17 protein-coding genes are annotated in these 18353 nt (G+C 64.7%); 4 read left to right on the forward strand and 13 right to left on the reverse strand.

Features of this window, described 5'->3' with window-relative positions; genetic code table 11:
* The 8 genes from EOB49_RS15130 to EOB49_RS15165 form a co-directional block, all read right to left on the reverse strand.
* On the reverse strand, positions 1 to 1141 hold a 1141-nt coding region (locus EOB49_RS15130; protein ID WP_127381427.1), incomplete at its 3' end, for a substrate-binding protein.
* Positions 1142 to 1223: 82 nt separating this feature from the next.
* Positions 1224 to 1925, reverse strand: coding sequence for an ABC transporter ATP-binding protein (locus EOB49_RS15135; protein ID WP_127381428.1), 702 nt, complete (start codon positions 1923 to 1925; stop codon positions 1224 to 1226).
* Positions 1926 to 1927: 2 nt separating this feature from the next.
* On the reverse strand, positions 1928 to 2632 hold the full coding sequence (locus tag EOB49_RS15140) for an ATP-binding cassette domain-containing protein (protein ID WP_127320914.1): 705 nt from the start codon (positions 2630 to 2632) through the stop codon (positions 1928 to 1930).
* Positions 2629 to 3615, reverse strand: coding sequence for a branched-chain amino acid ABC transporter permease (locus tag EOB49_RS15145; protein ID WP_127381429.1), 987 nt, complete (start codon positions 3613 to 3615; stop codon positions 2629 to 2631). Before EOB49_RS15145 ends, EOB49_RS15140 begins: the two co-directional genes overlap by 4 nt.
* Entirely contained in the window at positions 3612 to 4469 is an 858-nt protein-coding gene (locus EOB49_RS15150; protein WP_127381430.1) for a branched-chain amino acid ABC transporter permease, read from the reverse strand. Before EOB49_RS15150 ends, EOB49_RS15145 begins: the two co-directional genes overlap by 4 nt.
* A 4-nt stretch (positions 4470 to 4473) precedes the next feature.
* The gene (locus EOB49_RS15155; RefSeq protein ID WP_127381431.1) at positions 4474 to 5595 is read right to left on the reverse strand and encodes a class II histone deacetylase; all 1122 of its coding nucleotides are present in this window, start codon (positions 5593 to 5595) and stop codon (positions 4474 to 4476) included.
* 84 nt (positions 5596 to 5679) lie between these two features.
* On the reverse strand, positions 5680 to 8406 hold the full coding sequence (locus EOB49_RS15160; protein ID WP_127381432.1) for a LuxR C-terminal-related transcriptional regulator: 2727 nt from the start codon (positions 8404 to 8406) through the stop codon (positions 5680 to 5682).
* Complete coding sequence (locus EOB49_RS15165) at positions 8407 to 9105, reverse strand: GNAT family N-acetyltransferase (protein WP_127381433.1); 699 nt, start codon at positions 9103 to 9105, stop codon at positions 8407 to 8409.
* Between the two features lie 169 nt (positions 9106 to 9274).
* Between EOB49_RS15165 and EOB49_RS15170 the strand changes: the two genes are divergently transcribed.
* Genes EOB49_RS15170 through EOB49_RS15185 form a run of 4 tightly spaced genes read left to right on the forward strand, consistent with a single transcriptional unit; the run spans position 9275 to position 13609 of the window.
* On the forward strand, positions 9275 to 10570 hold the full coding sequence (locus EOB49_RS15170) for an ArgE/DapE family deacylase (protein ID WP_164762537.1): 1296 nt from the start codon (positions 9275 to 9277) through the stop codon (positions 10568 to 10570).
* Positions 10567 to 11625 carry a phosphotransferase gene (locus EOB49_RS15175; protein WP_127381434.1) on the forward strand — a complete coding sequence of 353 codons (1059 nt, stop codon included), beginning with the start codon at positions 10567 to 10569 and terminating at the stop codon, positions 11623 to 11625. The genes EOB49_RS15170 and EOB49_RS15175 overlap by 4 nt, the downstream gene beginning before the upstream one ends.
* Positions 11626 to 12936: an aspartate aminotransferase family protein gene (locus tag EOB49_RS15180; protein WP_164781685.1), complete on the forward strand. Its 1311-nt coding sequence runs from the start codon at positions 11626 to 11628 to the stop codon at positions 12934 to 12936. It abuts the gene before it with no gap.
* 16 nt (positions 12937 to 12952) lie between these two features.
* Complete coding sequence (locus EOB49_RS15185) at positions 12953 to 13609, forward strand: GntR family transcriptional regulator (protein WP_127381436.1); 657 nt, start codon at positions 12953 to 12955, stop codon at positions 13607 to 13609.
* 8 nt (positions 13610 to 13617) lie between these two features.
* Here the strand turns inward: EOB49_RS15185 and EOB49_RS15190 are convergent, their stop codons facing one another.
* From EOB49_RS15190 to EOB49_RS15210, 5 genes are read right to left on the reverse strand one after another with little or no spacing between them, the layout of a single operon-like run.
* Complete coding sequence (locus EOB49_RS15190; protein ID WP_127381437.1) at positions 13618 to 14922, reverse strand: FAD-dependent oxidoreductase; 1305 nt, start codon at positions 14920 to 14922, stop codon at positions 13618 to 13620.
* On the reverse strand, positions 14919 to 15899 hold the full coding sequence (locus EOB49_RS15195; RefSeq protein ID WP_127381438.1) for a branched-chain amino acid ABC transporter permease: 981 nt from the start codon (positions 15897 to 15899) through the stop codon (positions 14919 to 14921). Before EOB49_RS15195 ends, EOB49_RS15190 begins: the two co-directional genes overlap by 4 nt.
* Complete coding sequence (locus tag EOB49_RS15200) at positions 15899 to 16807, reverse strand: branched-chain amino acid ABC transporter permease (protein ID WP_127381439.1); 909 nt, start codon at positions 16805 to 16807, stop codon at positions 15899 to 15901. The genes EOB49_RS15195 and EOB49_RS15200 overlap by 1 nt, the downstream gene beginning before the upstream one ends.
* The gene (locus tag EOB49_RS15205; RefSeq protein WP_127381440.1) at positions 16804 to 17553 is read right to left on the reverse strand and encodes an ABC transporter ATP-binding protein; all 750 of its coding nucleotides are present in this window, start codon (positions 17551 to 17553) and stop codon (positions 16804 to 16806) included. Before EOB49_RS15205 ends, EOB49_RS15200 begins: the two co-directional genes overlap by 4 nt.
* Positions 17550 to 18347: an ABC transporter ATP-binding protein gene (locus tag EOB49_RS15210; RefSeq protein ID WP_127381441.1), complete on the reverse strand. Its 798-nt coding sequence runs from the start codon at positions 18345 to 18347 to the stop codon at positions 17550 to 17552. Before EOB49_RS15210 ends, EOB49_RS15205 begins: the two co-directional genes overlap by 4 nt.
* Positions 18348 to 18353: the final 6 nt, after the last annotated feature.

An 18353-nucleotide genomic window follows, 5' to 3' on the forward strand; every position in this document is an offset into this window, starting at 1 on the left:
CGATGGTGCCGAAGTCCTTAGCGATCTCGTAGCCGATGCCGTCGGCCGCCGCCTTGCCTACATAGGAATGGCACAGCGTGTGGTTGTTGGTGGCGTCGACACGGATCTTGCCTTGCGGTGCGTCGAACTCGATCGACGGCAGCGCGGCCAGCACATCATCGTCCTTCAACGATCCAGCCTTCTCGGCGGCCAGCGCATAGAGATGCAGGCCGTTGTAGCCGGCCTCGCCGATGCCGTTGACCATCTTCTCCTGACCGAATTTCTCGCGGAAGCTCGAGATGAACTTCTTGTTGACCGGGTTGTCCAGCGCCATCCAGTAGGGTTGCGGTGCATAGGTGCCGGCCGCCACGCCGGGCGGCAGCGCGTCCTTGTTGAAGACCTCGTCGAGCGGGGCGATCAGCGGCTGCTTGATGTCGAAGCTGCGATACTGCTTGAGCTGGGTGACGGCGTCGTTGCCGACCACCATCGACCAGACGACATCGGGCTTCAGTGACTTGATCTTCTGGAAGGCCGGGCCGAAATCGGTGGTGCCGAACGGATAGTAGTCGGCGCCGATGATCTTGCCGCCGGCCTTCTCATAGGCCGCCGTGATCGCCTCGGTCATCTTCTGCGGCCAGGCATAGTCCGAAGCCATGACATAGATCGTCTTGCCGAGGTTCTCGGCCACCCACGGCATCATCGGGTCGACCTGCTGCATCGGGATCGGGCCGGTGGCGACGAAGTAGCGGTTGCATTCGCCGCCTTCGAAATTGGTCGGGTAGAAGAACAGCTTCTTGGCCTTCGAGGTGACCGACAGCGTGGCGCTGCGCTCGGGCGAAATGATCGTGCCCATGATCACGTCGACCTTGTCTTCGTTGATGAGCTTGCGCGCCTTGTCGATGGAGCCCTTGGTCGTGGTCTGGTTGTCCTCGATGATGAGCTCGACCTGGCGTCCGCCAATGCCGTTGGCGGCGTTGAGCTCGGCAGCGGCGAGCTTGTAGCAATTGAGCAGCGTCTCGCCGAGGATCGCCTGCAGCCCGGTGATCGGGATCGACAGGCCGACCTTGACGGTGTCGGCGGCGCGCAGGATCGACGGCGCGCCGACGATGGCGAAGGCGGCCGCGGCGCCGCCGGATTTCAAGACAGTTCTTCTGCTTATCATTGTTGTGTTCCCTTCCAGTCCCAGGCGCGCCCCATGCACGCCTTACAAGTCAACAAGCTCCCAGGCGCGCTTCAGGCGCGCTCTATAGGGCCAACAGATCCTTCAGCAGGGTCTCGTCGGCGAAGGTCTCAGGCGCACCTTCGTGGACGATCCTGCCCTTCTCCATCACCAGGCAGCGGTCCGATGCCTTGAGAACGAGATCTAGATTCTGCTCGACAAGAATGATCGCGATGCCGCGCTCGCGGGCGATGCGCGGCACCAGTTCGGCGATCGACTGCACGATGTTCGGCTGGATGCCTTCCGAGGGTTCGTCGAGCAGCAGCACCGACGGCAGGCCGCATAGCGCGCGACCGATCGCCAGCATTTGCTGCTGGCCGCCCGAAAGCGTGCCGGCAACCTGCGCTTCGCGCTCCCGCAGGATCGGAAAATAGCCGAAGATGTCGTCCGGAATGCCGCCATCGCCACGCTCCTTGGCGGCGCGGGTGCCGACCTCCAGGTTTTGCCGCACCGTCAGCTGGTTGAAGATCCCGCGCCCCTGCGGCACATGCGCGATGCCTGCGCGCGCGCGGCGGAAAGCCGGAGCGTTGGTGAGATCCTTGTCTCCGAGAACCACCGCCCCGCCGCTTGCCCGCAAGCCGCCGGAGATGACGCGCAGCAGCGTCGTCTTGCCTGCGCCGTTACGGCCGAGCAAGCCCACGACTTCGCCCGGCGCGACGCTGAGGTCGATGCCGTTCAGCACGGGGAGCAGACCGTAGCCGGCCGACACCGCCATTGTTCGCAGCATGATCAGCGCCTCCCCAGATAAACATCGCGGACCATCTCGTCGGACTCGATGTCATGGAAAGGACCGCTGCGCAGCCGGCGTCCCTGATGCAGCACCAACGTCTCGCAGTTCAGCGCCCGCACGAAGCGGATGTCGTGCTCGACGGCAACGATCGAGAACTCGCCCTTGAGGCGCAGCAGCATCTGCGCCGTCGCCAGCGTCTCCTGCGGCGTCATGCCGGCAGTGGGTTCATCGAGCAACAGCAGGCGCGGCTCTATGGCCAACGCCATCCCGATCTCCAGCCATTGCTTCTGGCCATGCGCGAGCTCGCCGGCCAGCGTGGCGGCACGGTTACCGAGCGCGACCAGTTCCAAGAGTTCACCAACCGGGCGCACTGGCGAAGGCGCGCCCCAGCGCGCGACCTTCAGATTGTCCTCCACCGAGAGGTTCGGGAAGACCGAGGGAATCTGGAATTTGCGGGCGATGCCGAGCCGGGCGATGCGATGCAGCGGCAATCCGGCGATGTCATGGCCGAGGAAGCGCACGCTGCCGCTGGTCGGACGCAGCGTGCCGGTCAGCACGTTGAGGAAAGTGCTCTTGCCAGCGCCGTTCGGCCCGATGATGCAGCAAAGCTCCTTGTCTCGTACGGTGAGGTTCAGAGCCTCCAGCGCCTGCAGTCCGCCAAAGCGGATACCGACATTTTCAGCCTGCAGCAGGATGTCGCTCATTGCGCGCGCCTCCTGCCCTTGAACAGGCCTTTCAGCCGCGCGTAGATCGACAGGATGCCATCCGGCAGGACGAAGACGATGATGACGAAGACACAGCCGAGCAGAAGGGGCCACAGGCTCGGGTTGAAGCTGCTGATCGTCTGCTGCGCGCGCTGAATGAAGATGGCGCCCAGTACTGGCCCAAGCAGCGTGCCGCGTCCGCCGACCGCCACCCAGACGATGACTTCCGTCGACAGAAGCAGCCCGGACAGATCGGGTGCCACCAGCCCGGCCATACAGACATAGAGGGCGCCGGCAAGGCCGGCGATCGCCGCCGACAGGACGAAAGTGACAAGCAGCCGCAATGGCGCATTGTGGCCGAGCGCGGCCGCCCGGATTTCATTGTCTTGAATGGCGGTCAGCACCGTGCCCCAGCGGCCACGGCTGATCGACCAGAGCGCCAGCACCGTCATGGCGACGATGGCCGAGACGAAGATGTAGCTGGGCAGATCCTGGCTGAGATCGACGTGCAGCCCGCCAAGATCGAACTCGATCGGCGGGATGCCGATCAGGCCGCTGTCGCCGCCGGTAACCGAGCTCCAGGAGACCGCGGCCTGCTGGCAGATGACGCCCATGGCCAGCGTGACGATGGTGAAATAGCTGCCACGGATGCCGCCGAAGAACAGGAAGTAGCCGATGATGGCGGCGACGAAGGCCGCACCCGCCACCGCACCCATGATGCCGAGTAAGCTTCCAAAGGGGATGGCATCATTGAGTGTGACCAGCGCCATGATGTAGCCGCCGATGCCGAAAAAGGCGGCGTGGCCGAAACACAGGATTCCGGTGCGGCCCCAGAAGAAGTCGAGGCTCGCCGCGAAAAGGCCGAAGATGAGCGCGTCGCGGATCACCGTCAGCTGATAGCCGCCGGCAAAGAACGGATAGATGATCGCGAGCGCCACGCAGGCGGCGAAGATCAGCAGCCAGTTGCGATCACGGGCGATCATCGCGACGCTCCGTTCAACAGACCGTTGGGCCGCAGACGGACAGCGACGATGGCAGCCAGCAGCACGATCGCCTGCGCCAGCGACGGCGAGATCTGATAATTGAGGATGCTGGTCAGCCCGCCGACGAAGACGCTGCCGGCGACAAGGCCGCCAATCGAGCCGACGCCACCGACGATGACGACGAAGAAGGCGTTGGCGAGATAGTTCACCCCCATCTGCGGCAGCACGATCGCCAGTGGCGCGACCAGTCCGCCGGCAAGCCCGGCGATGGCCGCGCCGAAGGTGAAGGCAATGGCGTAGGTACGCCGCGTGTTGATGCCGACGCCCTCGGCCATCTCGCGGTTCTGGATGACGGTTCGGATATCGAGGCCGAAGGGCGTCCGGCTGATCAGCAGGATGACGCCGAGCAAGGTCAGCATGGCGATGCCGATCAGGATCAGCCGGTAGGCCGGATAGACGGTGAAGACGAGATCGAGCGTGCCCTCGATCGGCGGCGTCACCGGCTTGGCGCCGAGGCCGAAGGTCAGTTCCAGCCCTTGCTGCAGGATCAGGCTGACGCCCCAGGTGGCGAGCACGGTCGAGACAGGCCTGGAATAGAGATGGCGGATGATGGCGAATTCGAGGATACAGCCGACCACCGCGCCGGCGATGGGCGCGGCGGCCAGGCCCAGCCAGAACGAGCCGCCCATGCTCTGGACGAAATAGACCGCGAAAGCACCGACGGTGACGAACTCGCCATGCGCCAAATTGGTCACGTTCATCAGCCCGAAGCTGATCGCCAGCCCGAGCCCGACCAGCATCAGGATGCTGATCAGCGTCAGCGCGTTGAGCAGCGTGGTGATGAGAAAATCCATCGCGTCAGGCCGCGCTTGCGAGACGTTGGCGCAGGCCGGCGAGCAGCCCCTCTGCGGCATCGAGCGCAGCAGCCTGGTGTGGCTGCAGATCCTGCCCAGCCCACTCGTCGATATGGTCCGACAGCGGATCGACCACTTCGGTACGGTGATTGGCCAGCGTCTCGATGACGGCATGGCCGCAGAACGGCACATAACCTTCGGAGTAGCCGCCCTCATGGGTCATGATCAGACGCCCTTGCGAGGTCTCGGCGGCCAGCGCCACCATGCGCGCGGCGAGCCGCCTGAAGCATTCGCTGTTGAGCATCATGCGGCCGAGCGGATCAAAGCCTGACGCATCGAAGCCGGAAGCGACGATGACGAGGTCCGGTCTGTAGGCGCGCAGCGCAGGTGCGATGACGCGGTCGAAAGCCGCTTCATAGGCGCCGGTGCCGCTGCCCCCCGGCAGAGGTATGTTCATGTTGTAGCCTTTGCCGGCATCTTTCCCGTTGTCGGCCAGCGCACCGCGCCCGGTCGGGTAGAGATTGTCCTGATGCACGGAAATGGTCAGCACCGACGGGTCGGAATAGAACACCGTCTCGGTGCCGTTGCCGTGATGCACATCCCAGTCGACTATCGCCGCGCGCCCGAGCAGACCTTCATGCTGCAGCCGGCGCACGGAGACGCCGATGTTGGAGAACAGGCAGTTGCCCATCGCCTGGTCGGGTTCGGCATGGTGCCCCGGCGGCCGCGCCAACGCGTAGGCATTGTCGACGCGGCCGGTCAGCACCGCGCGCATGGCGGCATAGGTGGTGCCGGCAGACAGCAGCGCGATGTCGAAACTGTTGAGGCCGATCGGCGCCTGCGGCCCGGCGAAGCCGGATCCGCGCTCGCTCAGCATGCGGATATCGTCGACATGGCGTTGCGTGTGCACGCGCAGCAGGTCCTCGATCGAGACTGGCTCTGGGATGATCGGCACCAGATGACGCGACAGGCCACTGACCTGGATGAGGTTGTTCAGCCGACGCTTCGAGCCGGGCGATTCCAGATGGCGGCCGGGTTCCACGAAACGGCCGGGCGGCATCATGTCGGCGCTGGGGCCGGTGTCGTGCCACATCAGCTGTTCGTGAAAAACGTAGCCTGTCGCCATCCGCAGCGTCCTCCGAAAACCAGGTGACGCTAGCAGGCTGACGATCATGTGGCCCGACCCGAAAGAGGGGTTGTGCCCGTTATTCTATACCCCTCCTTTCGGAGGGGGATGGGCGCCTGCTGACCCTTGCGCGGCGCGCACCGCCTGCACCCGGTTGGATACCGCAAGCTTGCCGAAAATGTTCTTCAGGTGCCATTTCACCGTGGTTTCGCTCACCGACAGCGCCAAGGCGATATCTCGATTGGACATGCCCTCAGTGAGATAGCGCAGCAGTTCGGCCTCGCGCTGGGTGAGCTGTTCCTTCTCAGCGGCTGGTGCGGCCAGCTTGCGAGTCGCGACAGGCATTGTCTGCGCGGCGTCGATGATGCGCGTGGCATAGGCTGACAGTGCTGGATCGGTCTTTGCCTGGGCCGCACGCAGCCGCATCAACCCGTCGATAACAGGCCTTCCCTCGTCGACGAAGGAACGGATGAAGCCTGACGGCTGGGCAAGACGAAGTGCTTCGAGAAGATAACGGTCCGCCACGCGTTGGTCATGGGTGGCGCTGACTGCCTTGGCGCGCAGGATCAGCGCGAGGATATGGCGGCGCATGCGCCCGCTGCTTTTCGTTCGCACCAACAATTCGTCGAAAATTCGGGCGGCCGCGGCATAGGATTTCTCGGCCGTCAGCAGGCGGCCTTCGGCGAAGAACTCGAACTCGTTGGCTGTGGTGATGGCCATCGAAGCCTCGGTCCCTTCGCCGCGATGCTCGGTCAGCAGCGCGCGCGCCTCGACATTGCGGTTCTGGTCGAGCAGCACACGTATGCGGTCATGCACGATCATCGATGCCAGGCGGCGATAGACGGTGCCGCGCACACGTTGATAGATGCGCTCAAGCATATCCAGTGCCGCTTCGGTGCGGCCGGTCAGCTGCAGCACGCGGGCATAGGTCGGCACGCTGGCCAAGGGATAGACGATCACCGCAGCGCCTTCGATCTGCGGTCCGAGATTCTCGACCAGCGTCAACGCCTCGCCCGACGCATTGGTCTCGTAGGCGAGTTCGGCAAGCAGCGTTCCGGCTAGGGCTTCGGCATAGGAGTTTGCACCGATCCGCGCCCTGGCCTCGATGATGGCGTTGCGCAGCAGCCGCTCTGCGGCGGGCAGGCGGCCCGCCGAACGCTCGATCACGGCCATGTAGCAATTGGCGATGGTGACGCCGAGCAGGCTGCCGCTTCGCGCGTGCGCCCGTCGTGCCGCGTCGATGGCGGCGCGGGCACCTTCGAGGTCGCCCAGCGCATAGAGGTTGTAGCCTATGACGTTGGCGGTCGCGCCCTCCATGAACCAGGCATCGGGCGCGATGACGCGCAGGGCCGCAAGGGCTGTGTCGCGCGCCTGATCGAACTGCTCCAGCGTGCTGTGCACGGCAGCGGCGAGGACCACGAGCTCGGCCTTTATCGTCGTGCCGGTCATGGTGCCCGGGTCACTGCCGTCGGCCGGTCCGGCCTCGACCAGCTTGCGCGCGTTGCTAAGCGTCTGCTGCGCAATCTCGGGTTGGCTGCTGTGCACCGACAGCCACAGCACGACGAGTTGCAGCCGGATGCGCTGGTCAATCAGCGTCCTCGGCAGCAGCGCAAGCAACTGACGCACATAGAGGAGCTGGCACTGGGCGATGAGGTCGAGCGCATTGTTCTCGACGAACACCGCCGCGCGGGCCTGGTCGCCGGCGGCCAACGCGTGCCCGATCGCCTCTGTCAGCATCTTGCGCTCGCCGAACCATTCGGCGGCCGCCAGATGCAGCGGCGCGATCATCTCCGGTTCGCGCCGCTCCATTTCGCGGCTGAGGAAATCGCGGAACAGATGATGGTAGCGGAACCAGCGCCGTTCTTCGTCGAGCGGCACCAGGAACAGGTTGCGCGTCTCGATCTCGGTAATCGCCGCCTCGGCATCGGCCGCCCGCATCACCGCTCGGCAGGCCTCGGCTCCGAAGCGTTCGAAGATCGAACTGTAGAGCAGGAATTTTGCGATTGCCGGCGGCAGTTCCAGGAACACTTCGCCCATCAGGAAGTCGGCGACGTTTCGGTTGGCGCCGGTGAAGTTGCCGATGACGGTTTCGGGTGCATGTGCGGCACTCAGCGACAGCGAGGCCAGTTGCAGGCCGGCGGCCCATCCTTCGGTGCGCGAGCACAGGGTTTCCACCGTGCCGCTGCTGACGCTCAGGCCCAGCTTCTCATTGAAGAAGGCTTCCGCTTCTGACGAGGCGAAGCGCAGATCGTCCGGGCCGATTTCGAAGACGTCGCCAAGCACCCGGAGCTTGCCGAGCTGCAGGTCGGGCAGGCTGCGCGAGCCGATGACGAAGGCGACGTTTGCCGGCGCCTGCCGGGTCAGGCGCTCCATGAACCGCTTCACCGCCGGCGCCTCGACGGCGTGGTAATCGTCGAAGAACAGGGTGATGTCGGCCTGGCGCGCCGCCAGACCCGCCACAAGTGCCGAGAGCACGACATCGAGCTGGGGGATCGGGCTCGACTGGAAGGCAAGATCGAGTTCCGCCGGACTCTGGACCAGTTGGCGCAGCGCGCCCACCAGATGCGACAGGAAGGCGCCCTCGTCATTGTCGGTTGCCTCGCAGGACAGCCAAGCGGTCAGCCGACCGTGGCGCGCGACTTCCGCGGCCCATTGCGCCATCGTCGTCGATTTACCAAAGCCGGCGGGCGCGGCGAACAGCACGATGCGCGTGTCGATATGGCGCTCCAGCGTCGACAGGATGGTCTCGCGGCGAACCCATCGGCGATGGTGCGGCGACGCTTGGCTGACGGATTGCGGGGCTGTTCTCATCTAGGTCCGCGCAACTTGTCGCTTTTCCGGGGAAAGCGCGGCTCCCTTGCCATTGCTCCACTCCGTTTCGATCAGCGGAATCTGCGGTGCGGCATCGCGCGGCAAGGTTCCCTTGATCCGGGGATCGTCGACGATCTCAAATCCGGTCGCGAACGGCACGAACCCGCAGGCACTGTAGAACCCGATGACACTGTGATGATCGAAGCTGCTTGTATGCAGCCAGATGCGGCTCGGGTTGAGACACCATGCGAGGTCCAGTGCCCCGGCCATCAGCCGTTTGCCGAAACCCCTGCCGGTCAGGGACGGGAACAGGCCAAAATAGATGATCTCGATCTCGCTGCTGTCAGCGACGAAGAATTCGACCATACCGAGATGGGCGCCGGTCTCGTCATGGCCGTAGTAGAGATGCTGGCGCGGGTCGGCGAAATGCTCGGTGATTTCGGCATCGGACATTTCGGAAACACGGTCCCAAAGCCAGGGCGTGCCGATCTCGAGGAAGATCGCCCGATAGGAAGCGCAGTCGGGCGTCGTGATCCGTGTCATGGCCAAGGGGTGCGCGAGATCGGGCTGCGGCGAGCGCGCCTCCATCCACGTCACCGCATTGGCAAGCTTGCCCGCCGGCAGGCGATGGTAGCCAACGGCGAGATCGGTGATTTCGGCCGGCATCGTGTCTTCGGTGATCAACGCATTCCCCGTCATGTCTTCCAGAGATAGCAGTATCGGCTTGCTGCATCCGATGCCAACTCCCCAAGACCATGGCAGCATCGAACGGCAAACCCTGGACTGAAAGTTTGGCGCGTATGCCTCTTGCATTTCACAGGAATGGCATATGAGATATGATACACCATTCAGAAGAAAGTGAAATATGATGCCTGAGCGGATTGCGGACGAGGCCATTCTGAGCGCGGTCGATGACGGCTTCGCGCGGCAGCTAGCGTTTCTGCAAGAGCTCGTGCGTTTTCCTTCACAGCGTGGCGAGGAACATGCCGCACAATCGTTCATGGCGGCTGCCTTTGAGGCCGACGGCTATGCCGTCGACATGTGGCGCGTCGATGTCGATGCGATTCGCGACCTGCCGGGTTTTTCACCCGTGGCAGTTTCTTATGACGACGCCTTCAATGTCGTTGCCACGCATACGCCGCGAAACGCGACCGGCCGCTCGCTGATCCTCAACGGCCATATCGATGTCGTTCCGACCGGACCGCTCGACCGCTGGGTGCGCGATCCCTACGACCCGGTGATCGAGGACGGCTGGATGCATGGCCGCGGCGCCGGCGACATGAAGGCCGGCCTGTCCGCCTGTCTCTATGCGCTGACCGCCTTGCGCAGCCTTGGCTATCAGCCGGCCGCGAACGTTTACCTGCAGTCGGTGGTCGAGGAAGAGTGCACCGGCAATGGTGCGCTTGCCTGCCTGCAGCGCGGCTACCGCGCCGACGCCGCCTTCATTCCCGAACCGCTGGAGCCGAAGCTGATGCGGGCACAGGTCGGGCCGATCTGGTTCCGGGTCGAGGTCGACGGCGATCCGCAGCACGCGTCGGGTGCATTCTCGGCCGGCGCCAATGCCATCGAAAAGGCCTTCGTCATCATCCAGGCGCTGAAGCAGCTCGAAATCGTGTGGAATGCGCGCAAGGTCGACGACAAGCATTTCCATGATCACCCGCACCCGATCCGCTTCAATCTCGGCAAGATCGAAGGGGGCGAATGGACATCGAGCGTTCCGGCGCGATGTGTCTTCGAGATGCGCGTCGCCACCTATCCCGGCCAGAGGCTCGAAGACGCGAGAGCCGAGCTCGAGGCCTGTATCGCCGAAGCGGCGCGTGCCGATCCGTTCCTGGCCAATCGTCCGCCGAGCCTCACCTACAACGGCTTCATGGCCGAAGGCTATGTGCTGGAGGGTGCCGACGAGATGGAATCCGTGCTGCGCCGCAGCCATACCGCCGTCTGGGGCGAGCCGCTGACGGAACACGTCACCTCGGCGACGACGGATGCACGCTTCTTCGGCCTCTATGCCGACACGCCGGCGATCGTCTATGGCCCGATCTGCCGCATGCCGCATGGCTATGACGAGGCCGTCGATCTCGACTCGGTGCGCAAGGTCACCCAGACCATCGCGCTGTTCATCGCCGACTGGTGCGGGCTCGAACCTATCGAGGCTAAGCCATGAATTCGGCTGTCCCCGATGCATTCGGCGAAACACTCGCCGAGGACGCGCCTGACGTGTCGACGGTCGACGCGCTCGCCATCCTGCGCCGGCACTATGGGCTGACCGGCACCGCGCGTCCGCTGCCTGGCGAACGCGACCACAATTTCCATATCCAGGCCGACGGCGAGCGTGAGTTCGTTCTAAAGATCTCCCATCCGGCGGAAGAGGCCGGCTTCACCGATTTCCAGAACAAGGCGCTCGACCACATCCTTGCAGTCGACCCCACCTTGCCGGTTCCCTCGGTGCGCAAAAGCCTTGAAGGCGAGCCGCAATTTGCGGCCAGTGTTGGTGGATCGGCGCCGCGCATCATCCGGCTGGTGACTTATCTGCCCGGTCAGCTGCTGTCGCGCTCGCCGACTTCCGATGCGCAGGATCGCAATCTCGGCGTCTTCCTGGCCCGCCTTGGCCGGGCGCTGCGCGGTTTCTTCCACCCGGCCGCCGGCAGCGACCTGCTCTGGGATATCCGTAAGGTCGCCAAGACGCGGCCGATGATGGCGCATATCAGTGACGTTGGCCGGCGGGCGATGGTCGAGCGCGCGATCGACTCCTTCGAGCAGCATGCGGCGCCGGTCATCCCGACCCTGCGCGCGCAGATCGTCCACAACGACATGAACTCCTACAATGTGGTGATGGACGCGTCGCGGCCGGAGATCGTCAGCGGCATCCTCGATTTCGGCGACATGATCCATTCGCCGCTGATCTGCGACCTCGCCATCGGCGCCGTCTATCGCTGGCCGGCGGAAGGCCATCCGCTGGCGCCGGCCGCGCGCTTCGTCGCCGGCTATCAGTCCGTGCAGCCGCTCGAGGAGGAAGAGATCAGCATTCTCTTCAATCTGATCCGTGCCCGCCTTGCGCTCATCGTCAATATCGCCAGTTGGCAGGCCGAGCGCTTCCCGGCCAAGCGCGACTATGTGCTGCGCCTCGCCACCGAGGTCTGGGCCTCGCTTGAAAAGCTGGATGGTCTGTCATCCACCGATGCCCGCCGCTATTTTCTCGACAATTCCAATCCGGAGTAAATGCTCGTGTCCCAGTCCTCGCCATATCCTTCAAATGCCGACGCGGCAGCATCGGAGCGCGCGCTGCTCGAGCGCCGCGCCAGGCTGCTCGGGCCGACTTATCGCGCCTTCTACCGCAACCCGATCCATCTGGTGCGTGGCAGCGGTGTGTGGCTCTACGATGCCCAGGGTCGCAGATTCCTCGACGCCTACAACAACGTCGCCTCGGTCGGACACTGCCATCCGCGTGTCGTCGAGGCGCTGTCGGCGCAGGCCGCCACGCTCAACACCCACACACGCTATCTCAGCGAGATCATCCTCGACTACGCGGAGAAACTTCTCGGCACCGTGCCGGCCCACCTCGGCCATGCCATGTTCACCTGCACCGGCAGCGAGGCCAACGACCTCGCCATCCGCATCGCCCAGCATTCCAGCGGCGGCACCGGGGTGATCATCACCGACTTTGCCTATCACGGCGCCACCATCGCGACGGCGCAGCTGTCGCCGGCGGCGGTCGGGGCAAAGGGCGTGCCCGCGCAGCACCGCACCGTGACAGCGCCGGACACGTTCCGCGACCATGGCCGGGCCGCACATGATTTCGCCAGAAATGTCGCTGCCGCCATCGAAGATATGCGCGCAAAGAATATCCGGCCGGCCGCATTGCTTCTCGACTCGGCCTTTTCCAGCGATGGCATCTTCTTTCCGGATGCGGCGGTGATGCGCGAGGCGGCCGACCATGTAAAAAAGGCCGGCGGCATCGTCATTGCCGATGAGGTCCAGTCTGGCTTCGGCCGGCTCGGCCAGGGCATGTGGGGCTTCGCGAATTACGGCGTCGAGCCCGACATCGTCACGATGGGCAAGCCGATCGGCGACGGGCATCCGATGGGCGCCGTGCTTGTGCGGCCGCAGCTTGTCGCCTCCTTCGGCTCGAACACCGGTTATTTCAATACTTTCGGCGGCAATCCGGTCGCTGCCGCCGTCGGCCTCGCCGTTCTGGAGGTGATCGAAGGCGAAGGACTGATCGAGAATGCGCGCAATGTCGGCGCCTATACGGCTGAGCTGCTGCGCGCCCTGCAGAGCCGGCATAGCGCGGTCGCCGATATCAGGCACAACGGCCTTTATTTCGGTGTCGAGCTGACGGCGGACGGTGACGAGGCGCTGGCCGCCACCAAGACATCGGCGGTCGTCGAAGCCATGCGCGAGGACGGCGTGCTGATCTCGTCCTGCGGTCCGCACGGCAATGTGCTGAAGATCAGGCCGCCACTGCCGTTTGCCAGGGACAACGCCGAGCAACTGGCTGAGACGCTCGATCGCGCTTTGTCGAACTGGTGATCGGAGCGCGCCGCGCATGCTGAAGCTCGAACATCAAACCCTGAATGACCGCGCCTATGGCGCGCTCAAGCAGGAGTTGATTTCAGGCGGCTTCAGCCCGGGGCAGACGCTGGTTATCCGCAAGCTCGCCGAGACGTTCGGCATCTCGACCACGCCAATCCGCGAGGCGCTGCAGCGGCTTGTCGCCGAGCGACTGCTCGAGATGCAGAACAACCGCTCGGTCATCGTGCCGTTGCTGTCCGCGCCTGCCTTCGAGGAACTGACGCGCATCCGTATCGCCGTCGAGGGACTGGCGGGCGAGATGGCGGCGACCAGGATGAGCGAAAGCGGGCTGGCTGACATACAGGCGACGCTCGCCGGCATGCAGCGTGCCATCGAGGCCGGCGACGCCAGGGCCTATCTCTCGTTGAACGAGGCGTTCCACTTCGCCATCTACCAGCATGCCGGCGCGCCGATCCTTTTGAACATGATCCGCGACCTCTGGGGGCGGGTTGGGCCTTATCTCAAGCTGCTGATGCAGGCCGATCGCTACATCCCGCACTCCAACGACGCGCATCGCAAGATCGTCGCCGCACTGGAGCAGCGCAGTGGTCCCACCGTGCGGATTTTCATAGAAGAGGACATCGCCGTGGCGGCCGCCGTGCTGTCGGCAAACCTTGACGCTGCCAGGTAGCCGTCGGGCTAGCTCGTCCCGTCCAGCCGGTCGCGCAGCATGCTCCAGCCGAGCAACATGTTGGGCGCGTGCCGCAGCAAGGCATGGAACGGGATCGGCGCCGGCGGCGCAAAGGGCAGCGGCAGGTCGCGGGCCTCGGTTCCAGAGGCCCAGTCCGCCAGCACCTTGCCCATCGCCGTGGTCATGGCGATGCCGCGGCCGTTGCAGGCGCGTCCGGCGATCAGGCCTGGGCCGAGGTCGATCAGGTGCGGCAGGAAATCCGGTTCGACCGCGGCCATTCCCGACCAGCTATAGGCGAGTCGCGGCAGGTCGGGCAGGTCGAGATGTCGCCCAAGCCTTCGCCAGATCGTCTGTGGTACGCGCGTATCAGCACCAGCGCCAAGGATGTTCATGCCGCCGCTGATCAGCCGGTTTTCGGCGTCGAAGCGGAAGGTGAACAGATTGCGTCTGGTGTCACCGACACCTTGCCCGCCGGGAAGCAACCGGCTGCGTACTTCACGAGGCAATGGCGCTGTCGCGATCTGGAAGACCGCCAGCGGGAAATAGGTTCGCTGCAATGACGGATTGAGGGACCAGCCATAGGCGTTGGTGGCGATCAGCACCTTGCCGGCGCGTACTGAGCCAGATGGGGTTTTCAGCATCCAGCCATCGGGTATGCGATCAACCGAGGTGACGCGCGTCTGCTCGAAGATCTTCGCGCCGGATTTCTCCGCAGCGTCGGCAAGCCCGCGCGCATAGGCGACCGGATTGAGCACGCCGCCGGAACGATCCATCCAGCCGCCGACATAGCCTGGTACGCCCGTCAGGGTCTCGATTTCCTGCCGGTCCAATGTGACTGCCGGCCGGCCAAGCTGTGCCCATTGCCCGGCACGTGACTTGACCTTCTCGAAGGCGGTAGGCGAATGCGCAGGCTGGATCCATCCGTTCTGCACGGCGTCGCAGTCGATGCCGTGCTGCCGGATCAGGCGGAAGACCAGGTCGGCGCTGCCGGCGGCGAAATCGATCAGCCTTTCGCCGCGCGACGGTCCGAGATGGGCCAGTATGTCGACTGGATCCATTTTGGCGAAGTTCGGCACGACAAAGCCCGCATTCCTGCCGGTCGCACCCCAGGCGATGAATTCGGCTTCGAGAACGGCGACGGAAAGGCCTTTCCCCGCCGCGTGCAGCGCGGTGGAAAGACCGGAAAAGCCACCGCCGACGATGGCCAGGTCGACAGCGAGCCCGCTCTGCAGTGCCGGCCGCTCGCGGCGGTTGCGGCTGACGGCATGCCACAGCGAAGCGCCATGCGTTTCCCGCCGAACCGTGGCATTCATGACGGCGAAATGCTCTTGGCCGTCGCCACCTTCGCCCGCTTACCTAACCAGGACCGCCGCGGCCTGTCGCCGAGTAGTCCGTTCGGCCGGATCAACAGGATGACGCAGAGCATGACGCCGATGGCGGCGATCTGCAGCGCGGCGGCGCGAGCCTGCTGTTCCGGCGGGAAGAGGATGCTGGTCAGCATGCCCGATCCGGCCCATATCGCCCACACCAGGATGCTGCCGATGACGGCGCCGAGATTGCTGCCGGAACCGCCGACGATCAGCATCACCCAGACCTGGAAGGTCAGGATCGGCAGATAATTGTCCGGCGCGATGAAGCCGGTGAAATGCGCCTGCAGCGCGCCGGCCAGCGCCATGATGGCGCCGCCGACGGCAAAGGCCTGGACGCGGTAGAAACGCGCGCTCTTGCCAAGCGAGATCGCCGCCCGCTCATCCTCGCGCAACGCCTTCAAGACCCGCCCCCACGGGCTGCGCGACAAATGTTCCAAGGCGAGATAGGCGATCAGCGTGACGACCGAGACCACGCCAAGGTTGGACAGGTTGAACAGCAGCGGCGTCTCGGCAAGGCTGCCGAAGGGGCGCGGAATAAAACCGATGCCGAACGGGCCGCCGGTCAGTTTCTGCGCGTTGAGCGCGACCAGTTGCACGACGACGGCGACGCCGAAGGTGGTGATCGCCAGATAGTCGGATTTCAGCCGCAGCGTTGCCATGCCGGTAAGCGCTGCAGCGATGCCGCCGACGACCATGGCGCCCGCCCAGCCGACAAGGATCGGCAGGCCGAAGCCGCCCAGCCGCGCGGCATCGTCCGGTGTGGTCAGCAGCGCCGATGTGTAGGCGCCGATGGCGACGAAGCCGGCGAGGCCGACATTGAACAGCCCGGTCAGGCCCCACTGCAAATTGAGCCCTAGCGTGACCAGCGAGAAGATCAGCGCTGTGGTCAGGAAGAAGGCGCCGTAGCCGAGCAGGTCCATCAGCGTTCCCTCACACCAAACAGGCCGATCGGCCGCACGAACAGCACCGCCATCAGGATGATGAAGGAAACGGCGGCGCGCCACTCGGCGCCGATCAACTGCACCGCACCAGCCTCGGCGAGCCCGATGATCAGGCCGCCGAGCACCGCACCGGGAATGCTGCCGATGCCGCCGAGAATGGCGGCGGCGAACATCGGCAGCAGCATGTCGAAGCCCATGAACGGGCGGATCTGCACCAGAATGCCGATCATCACGCCGGCCACGCAGGCGAGAGCGCCGCCGATGACCCAGGTGACGCGCACCACGCTGGCGACATCGATGCCGACGATGCGGGCCAGTGCCGCGTTCTGGCTCAAGGCCTGCATCGAGCGGCCGGTCTGCGTGCGCGTTATCAACAGATGCACGCCGAGCACCAGCACCGCGGTCAGCAGCAAAAGCGCGATCTGGTCGGGTGTGATGCGGATGCCGAAGCCGACCGGCATGGCGATCTGGATCGCGCGGCTGAAATAGGTCGGCCGCGAGGTGAAGGTGAATTCGAGCAGGCTTCTCAGCGCCATCGAGGCGCCGAAGCTCGCCATCACCACGATGATCGCCTGGCCTTGCGAGCGAAGCCGCGAAAACAGCACCTTGTCGAGCAGCAGCGCCAAGAGCGCGGTGAAGGCCATGCCGATAACGAGCGCAACAATGAGCGGCCAGCCGAAGGACAGCGGTGCGATCGGCGCCACCTTGCCTACTGTCGCAGCGATGGCGCTGACGACGGCCAGCGTCGCATAGGTGCCCCATGCCATGAAGTCGCCATGGGCGAAGTTCGAGAAGCGCAGGATCGAATAGGTAAGCGTCACGCCGATGGCGCCGAGGCCGATCATCGAACCCGTCAGCAATCCGTCGACGACAAATTGCAGGCTCATGCCTCACCTCCTTTCCCTGCCTTAGATGGGCGCTGGCCGAGATAGAGTTCGGCGACCACCGGATCGTTCCACAATTCGGAGGCGATGCCCTCGTGCCGGTCCTTGCCTTCGACCAGGACATAGGCGCGGTCGCCGATGGCGAGCGCCGCCTTGGCATTCTGCTCGACCAAAAGGATGGTGACGCCGGACTTGCGGATGCCGGCCAGCATCTCGAACACCATCGAGACGAATTTCGGCGACAGGCCGGCCGACGGCTCGTCCAGCACCAGCACTCTGGGGTGGACGATCAGCGCCCGTGCGACAGCGAGCATCTGCCGCTGTCCGCCCGACAAATTGCCGGCGGCGGTGCGGCGCTGGCGGACGAGGTCTGGGAAGGCGGCATACATCTCCTCGATGCGGGCAGGGATTTCGCGCCGCTCGAGGACGCCGCAGGCGACCCTGAGATTGTCCTCGACCGACATCAGCGGGAAGATGTTTTCGGTCTGCGGCACGAAGGCCAGTCCAAGCCGCACCATGGTGTGGGCAGGCGCAGCGGTAATGTCCTTGCCGTCCAGAAACACCGTGCCACCGGTGATCGGGACGAGGCCGGCGATGGCCTTGATGAAGCTCGACTTGCCGGCGCCGTTGGGGCCCAGCACGACGACGATCTCGCCTTTTTTGACAGTGATCGAGGCGCCGCGCACGATAGGCACGCCGGGCTCGTAACCGGCTTCGAGGTCGCGGACATCGAGGACGATCTCGCTCATGCCGCGCCTCCGAGATAGGCCTCGATGACACGTGGGTCGCGAGCGACTTCTTCGGCCGTGCCTTCGCTGAGCAGCTGGCCGCTCGCCATGACGAGGACGCGATGGCAAAGCCGCGTCACCATATCGATATTGTGCTCGATCAGCAGGAAGGTGATGCCACGCGCGTTGATGTCCCGGATGCGGTCGATGATGACCTCCAGCAGCGTCGCGTTGACGCCGGCCGCCGGTTCGTCGAGCAGTATGATCGCCGGGTCGGCCATCATGACGCGGGCGAGTTCGAGCAGCTTGCGCTGGCCGCCGGAAAGCACCCGCGCCGGCTCATGCGCGAGATGGGTGAGGGTGACCAGTTCCAGCAGTTCGAGCGCCTTTGTCCTGGCGGCTCTTTCCTGCGCGGCGACGCGCCATGGCGTGATGAAATTGGCGAGCAGCTTTTCGCCGGCCTGGCCCTGTGCGGCCAGCATAATGTTTTCGATCAGCGTCAGATTGGGCAGCGGGCGCGGGATCTGAAAAGTTCGGCCAAGGCCATGACCGATGCGCAGATGCGCGGCTTCGCCCGAGACAGGCGTGCCGTCGAGTAGGATCTCGCCGCTGGTCGGCAGGATGCTGCCGGCGAGCAGGTCGAACATCGTCGTCTTGCCGGCACCATTGGGGCCGATCAAGCCGAGGATTTCTCCCGCTTTGACGTCAAACGAGACATCGTTGACCGCGACAAGGCCGCCGAACCGCCTGACGACATTCCTTGCCGTCAGAACCGGCGCGCGGGTTTCCCCTTGCCGTTTGGTTGCCTCGCTCATCAAACC

Origin of the sequence: Mesorhizobium sp. M7A.F.Ca.MR.148.00.0.0, from assembly GCF_003997735.1 — a bacterium.
Classification (GTDB): Bacteria; Pseudomonadota; Alphaproteobacteria; order Rhizobiales; family Rhizobiaceae; genus Mesorhizobium.

Bases quoted from the DNA above. Each gene is read 5' to 3' on its own strand.
- EOB49_RS15155 (WP_127381431.1), bottom strand. From the start codon at position 5,595: ATGGCGACAGGCTACGTTTTTCACGAACAGCTGATGTGGCACGACACC.
- EOB49_RS15145 (WP_127381429.1), bottom strand. From the start codon at position 3,615: ATGATCGCCCGTGATCGCAACTGGCTGCTGATCTTCGCCGCCTGCGTG.
- EOB49_RS15195 (WP_127381438.1), bottom strand. From the start codon at position 15,899: ATGGACCTGCTCGGCTACGGCGCCTTCTTCCTGACCACAGCGCTGATC.
- EOB49_RS15150 (WP_127381430.1), bottom strand. From the start codon at position 4,469: ATGGATTTTCTCATCACCACGCTGCTCAACGCGCTGACGCTGATCAGC.
- EOB49_RS15190 (WP_127381437.1), bottom strand. From the start codon at position 14,922: ATGAATGCCACGGTTCGGCGGGAAACGCATGGCGCTTCGCTGTGGCAT.
- EOB49_RS15160 (WP_127381432.1), bottom strand. From the start codon at position 8,406: ATGAGAACAGCCCCGCAATCCGTCAGCCAAGCGTCGCCGCACCATCGC.
- EOB49_RS15200 (WP_127381439.1), bottom strand. From the start codon at position 16,807: ATGAGCCTGCAATTTGTCGTCGACGGATTGCTGACGGGTTCGATGATC.
- EOB49_RS15205 (WP_127381440.1), bottom strand. From the start codon at position 17,553: ATGAGCGAGATCGTCCTCGATGTCCGCGACCTCGAAGCCGGTTACGAG.
- EOB49_RS15175 (WP_127381434.1), top strand. From the start codon at position 10,567: ATGAATTCGGCTGTCCCCGATGCATTCGGCGAAACACTCGCCGAGGAC.
- EOB49_RS15135 (WP_127381428.1), bottom strand. From the start codon at position 1,925: ATGCTGCGAACAATGGCGGTGTCGGCCGGCTACGGTCTGCTCCCCGTG.
- EOB49_RS15140 (WP_127320914.1), bottom strand. From the start codon at position 2,632: ATGAGCGACATCCTGCTGCAGGCTGAAAATGTCGGTATCCGCTTTGGC.
- EOB49_RS15165 (WP_127381433.1), bottom strand. From the start codon at position 9,105: ATGACGGGGAATGCGTTGATCACCGAAGACACGATGCCGGCCGAAATC.
- EOB49_RS15170 (WP_164762537.1), top strand. From the start codon at position 9,275: ATGCCTGAGCGGATTGCGGACGAGGCCATTCTGAGCGCGGTCGATGAC.
- EOB49_RS15180 (WP_164781685.1), top strand. From the start codon at position 11,626: ATGCTCGTGTCCCAGTCCTCGCCATATCCTTCAAATGCCGACGCGGCA.
- EOB49_RS15185 (WP_127381436.1), top strand. From the start codon at position 12,953: ATGCTGAAGCTCGAACATCAAACCCTGAATGACCGCGCCTATGGCGCG.
- EOB49_RS15210 (WP_127381441.1), bottom strand. From the start codon at position 18,347: ATGAGCGAGGCAACCAAACGGCAAGGGGAAACCCGCGCGCCGGTTCTG.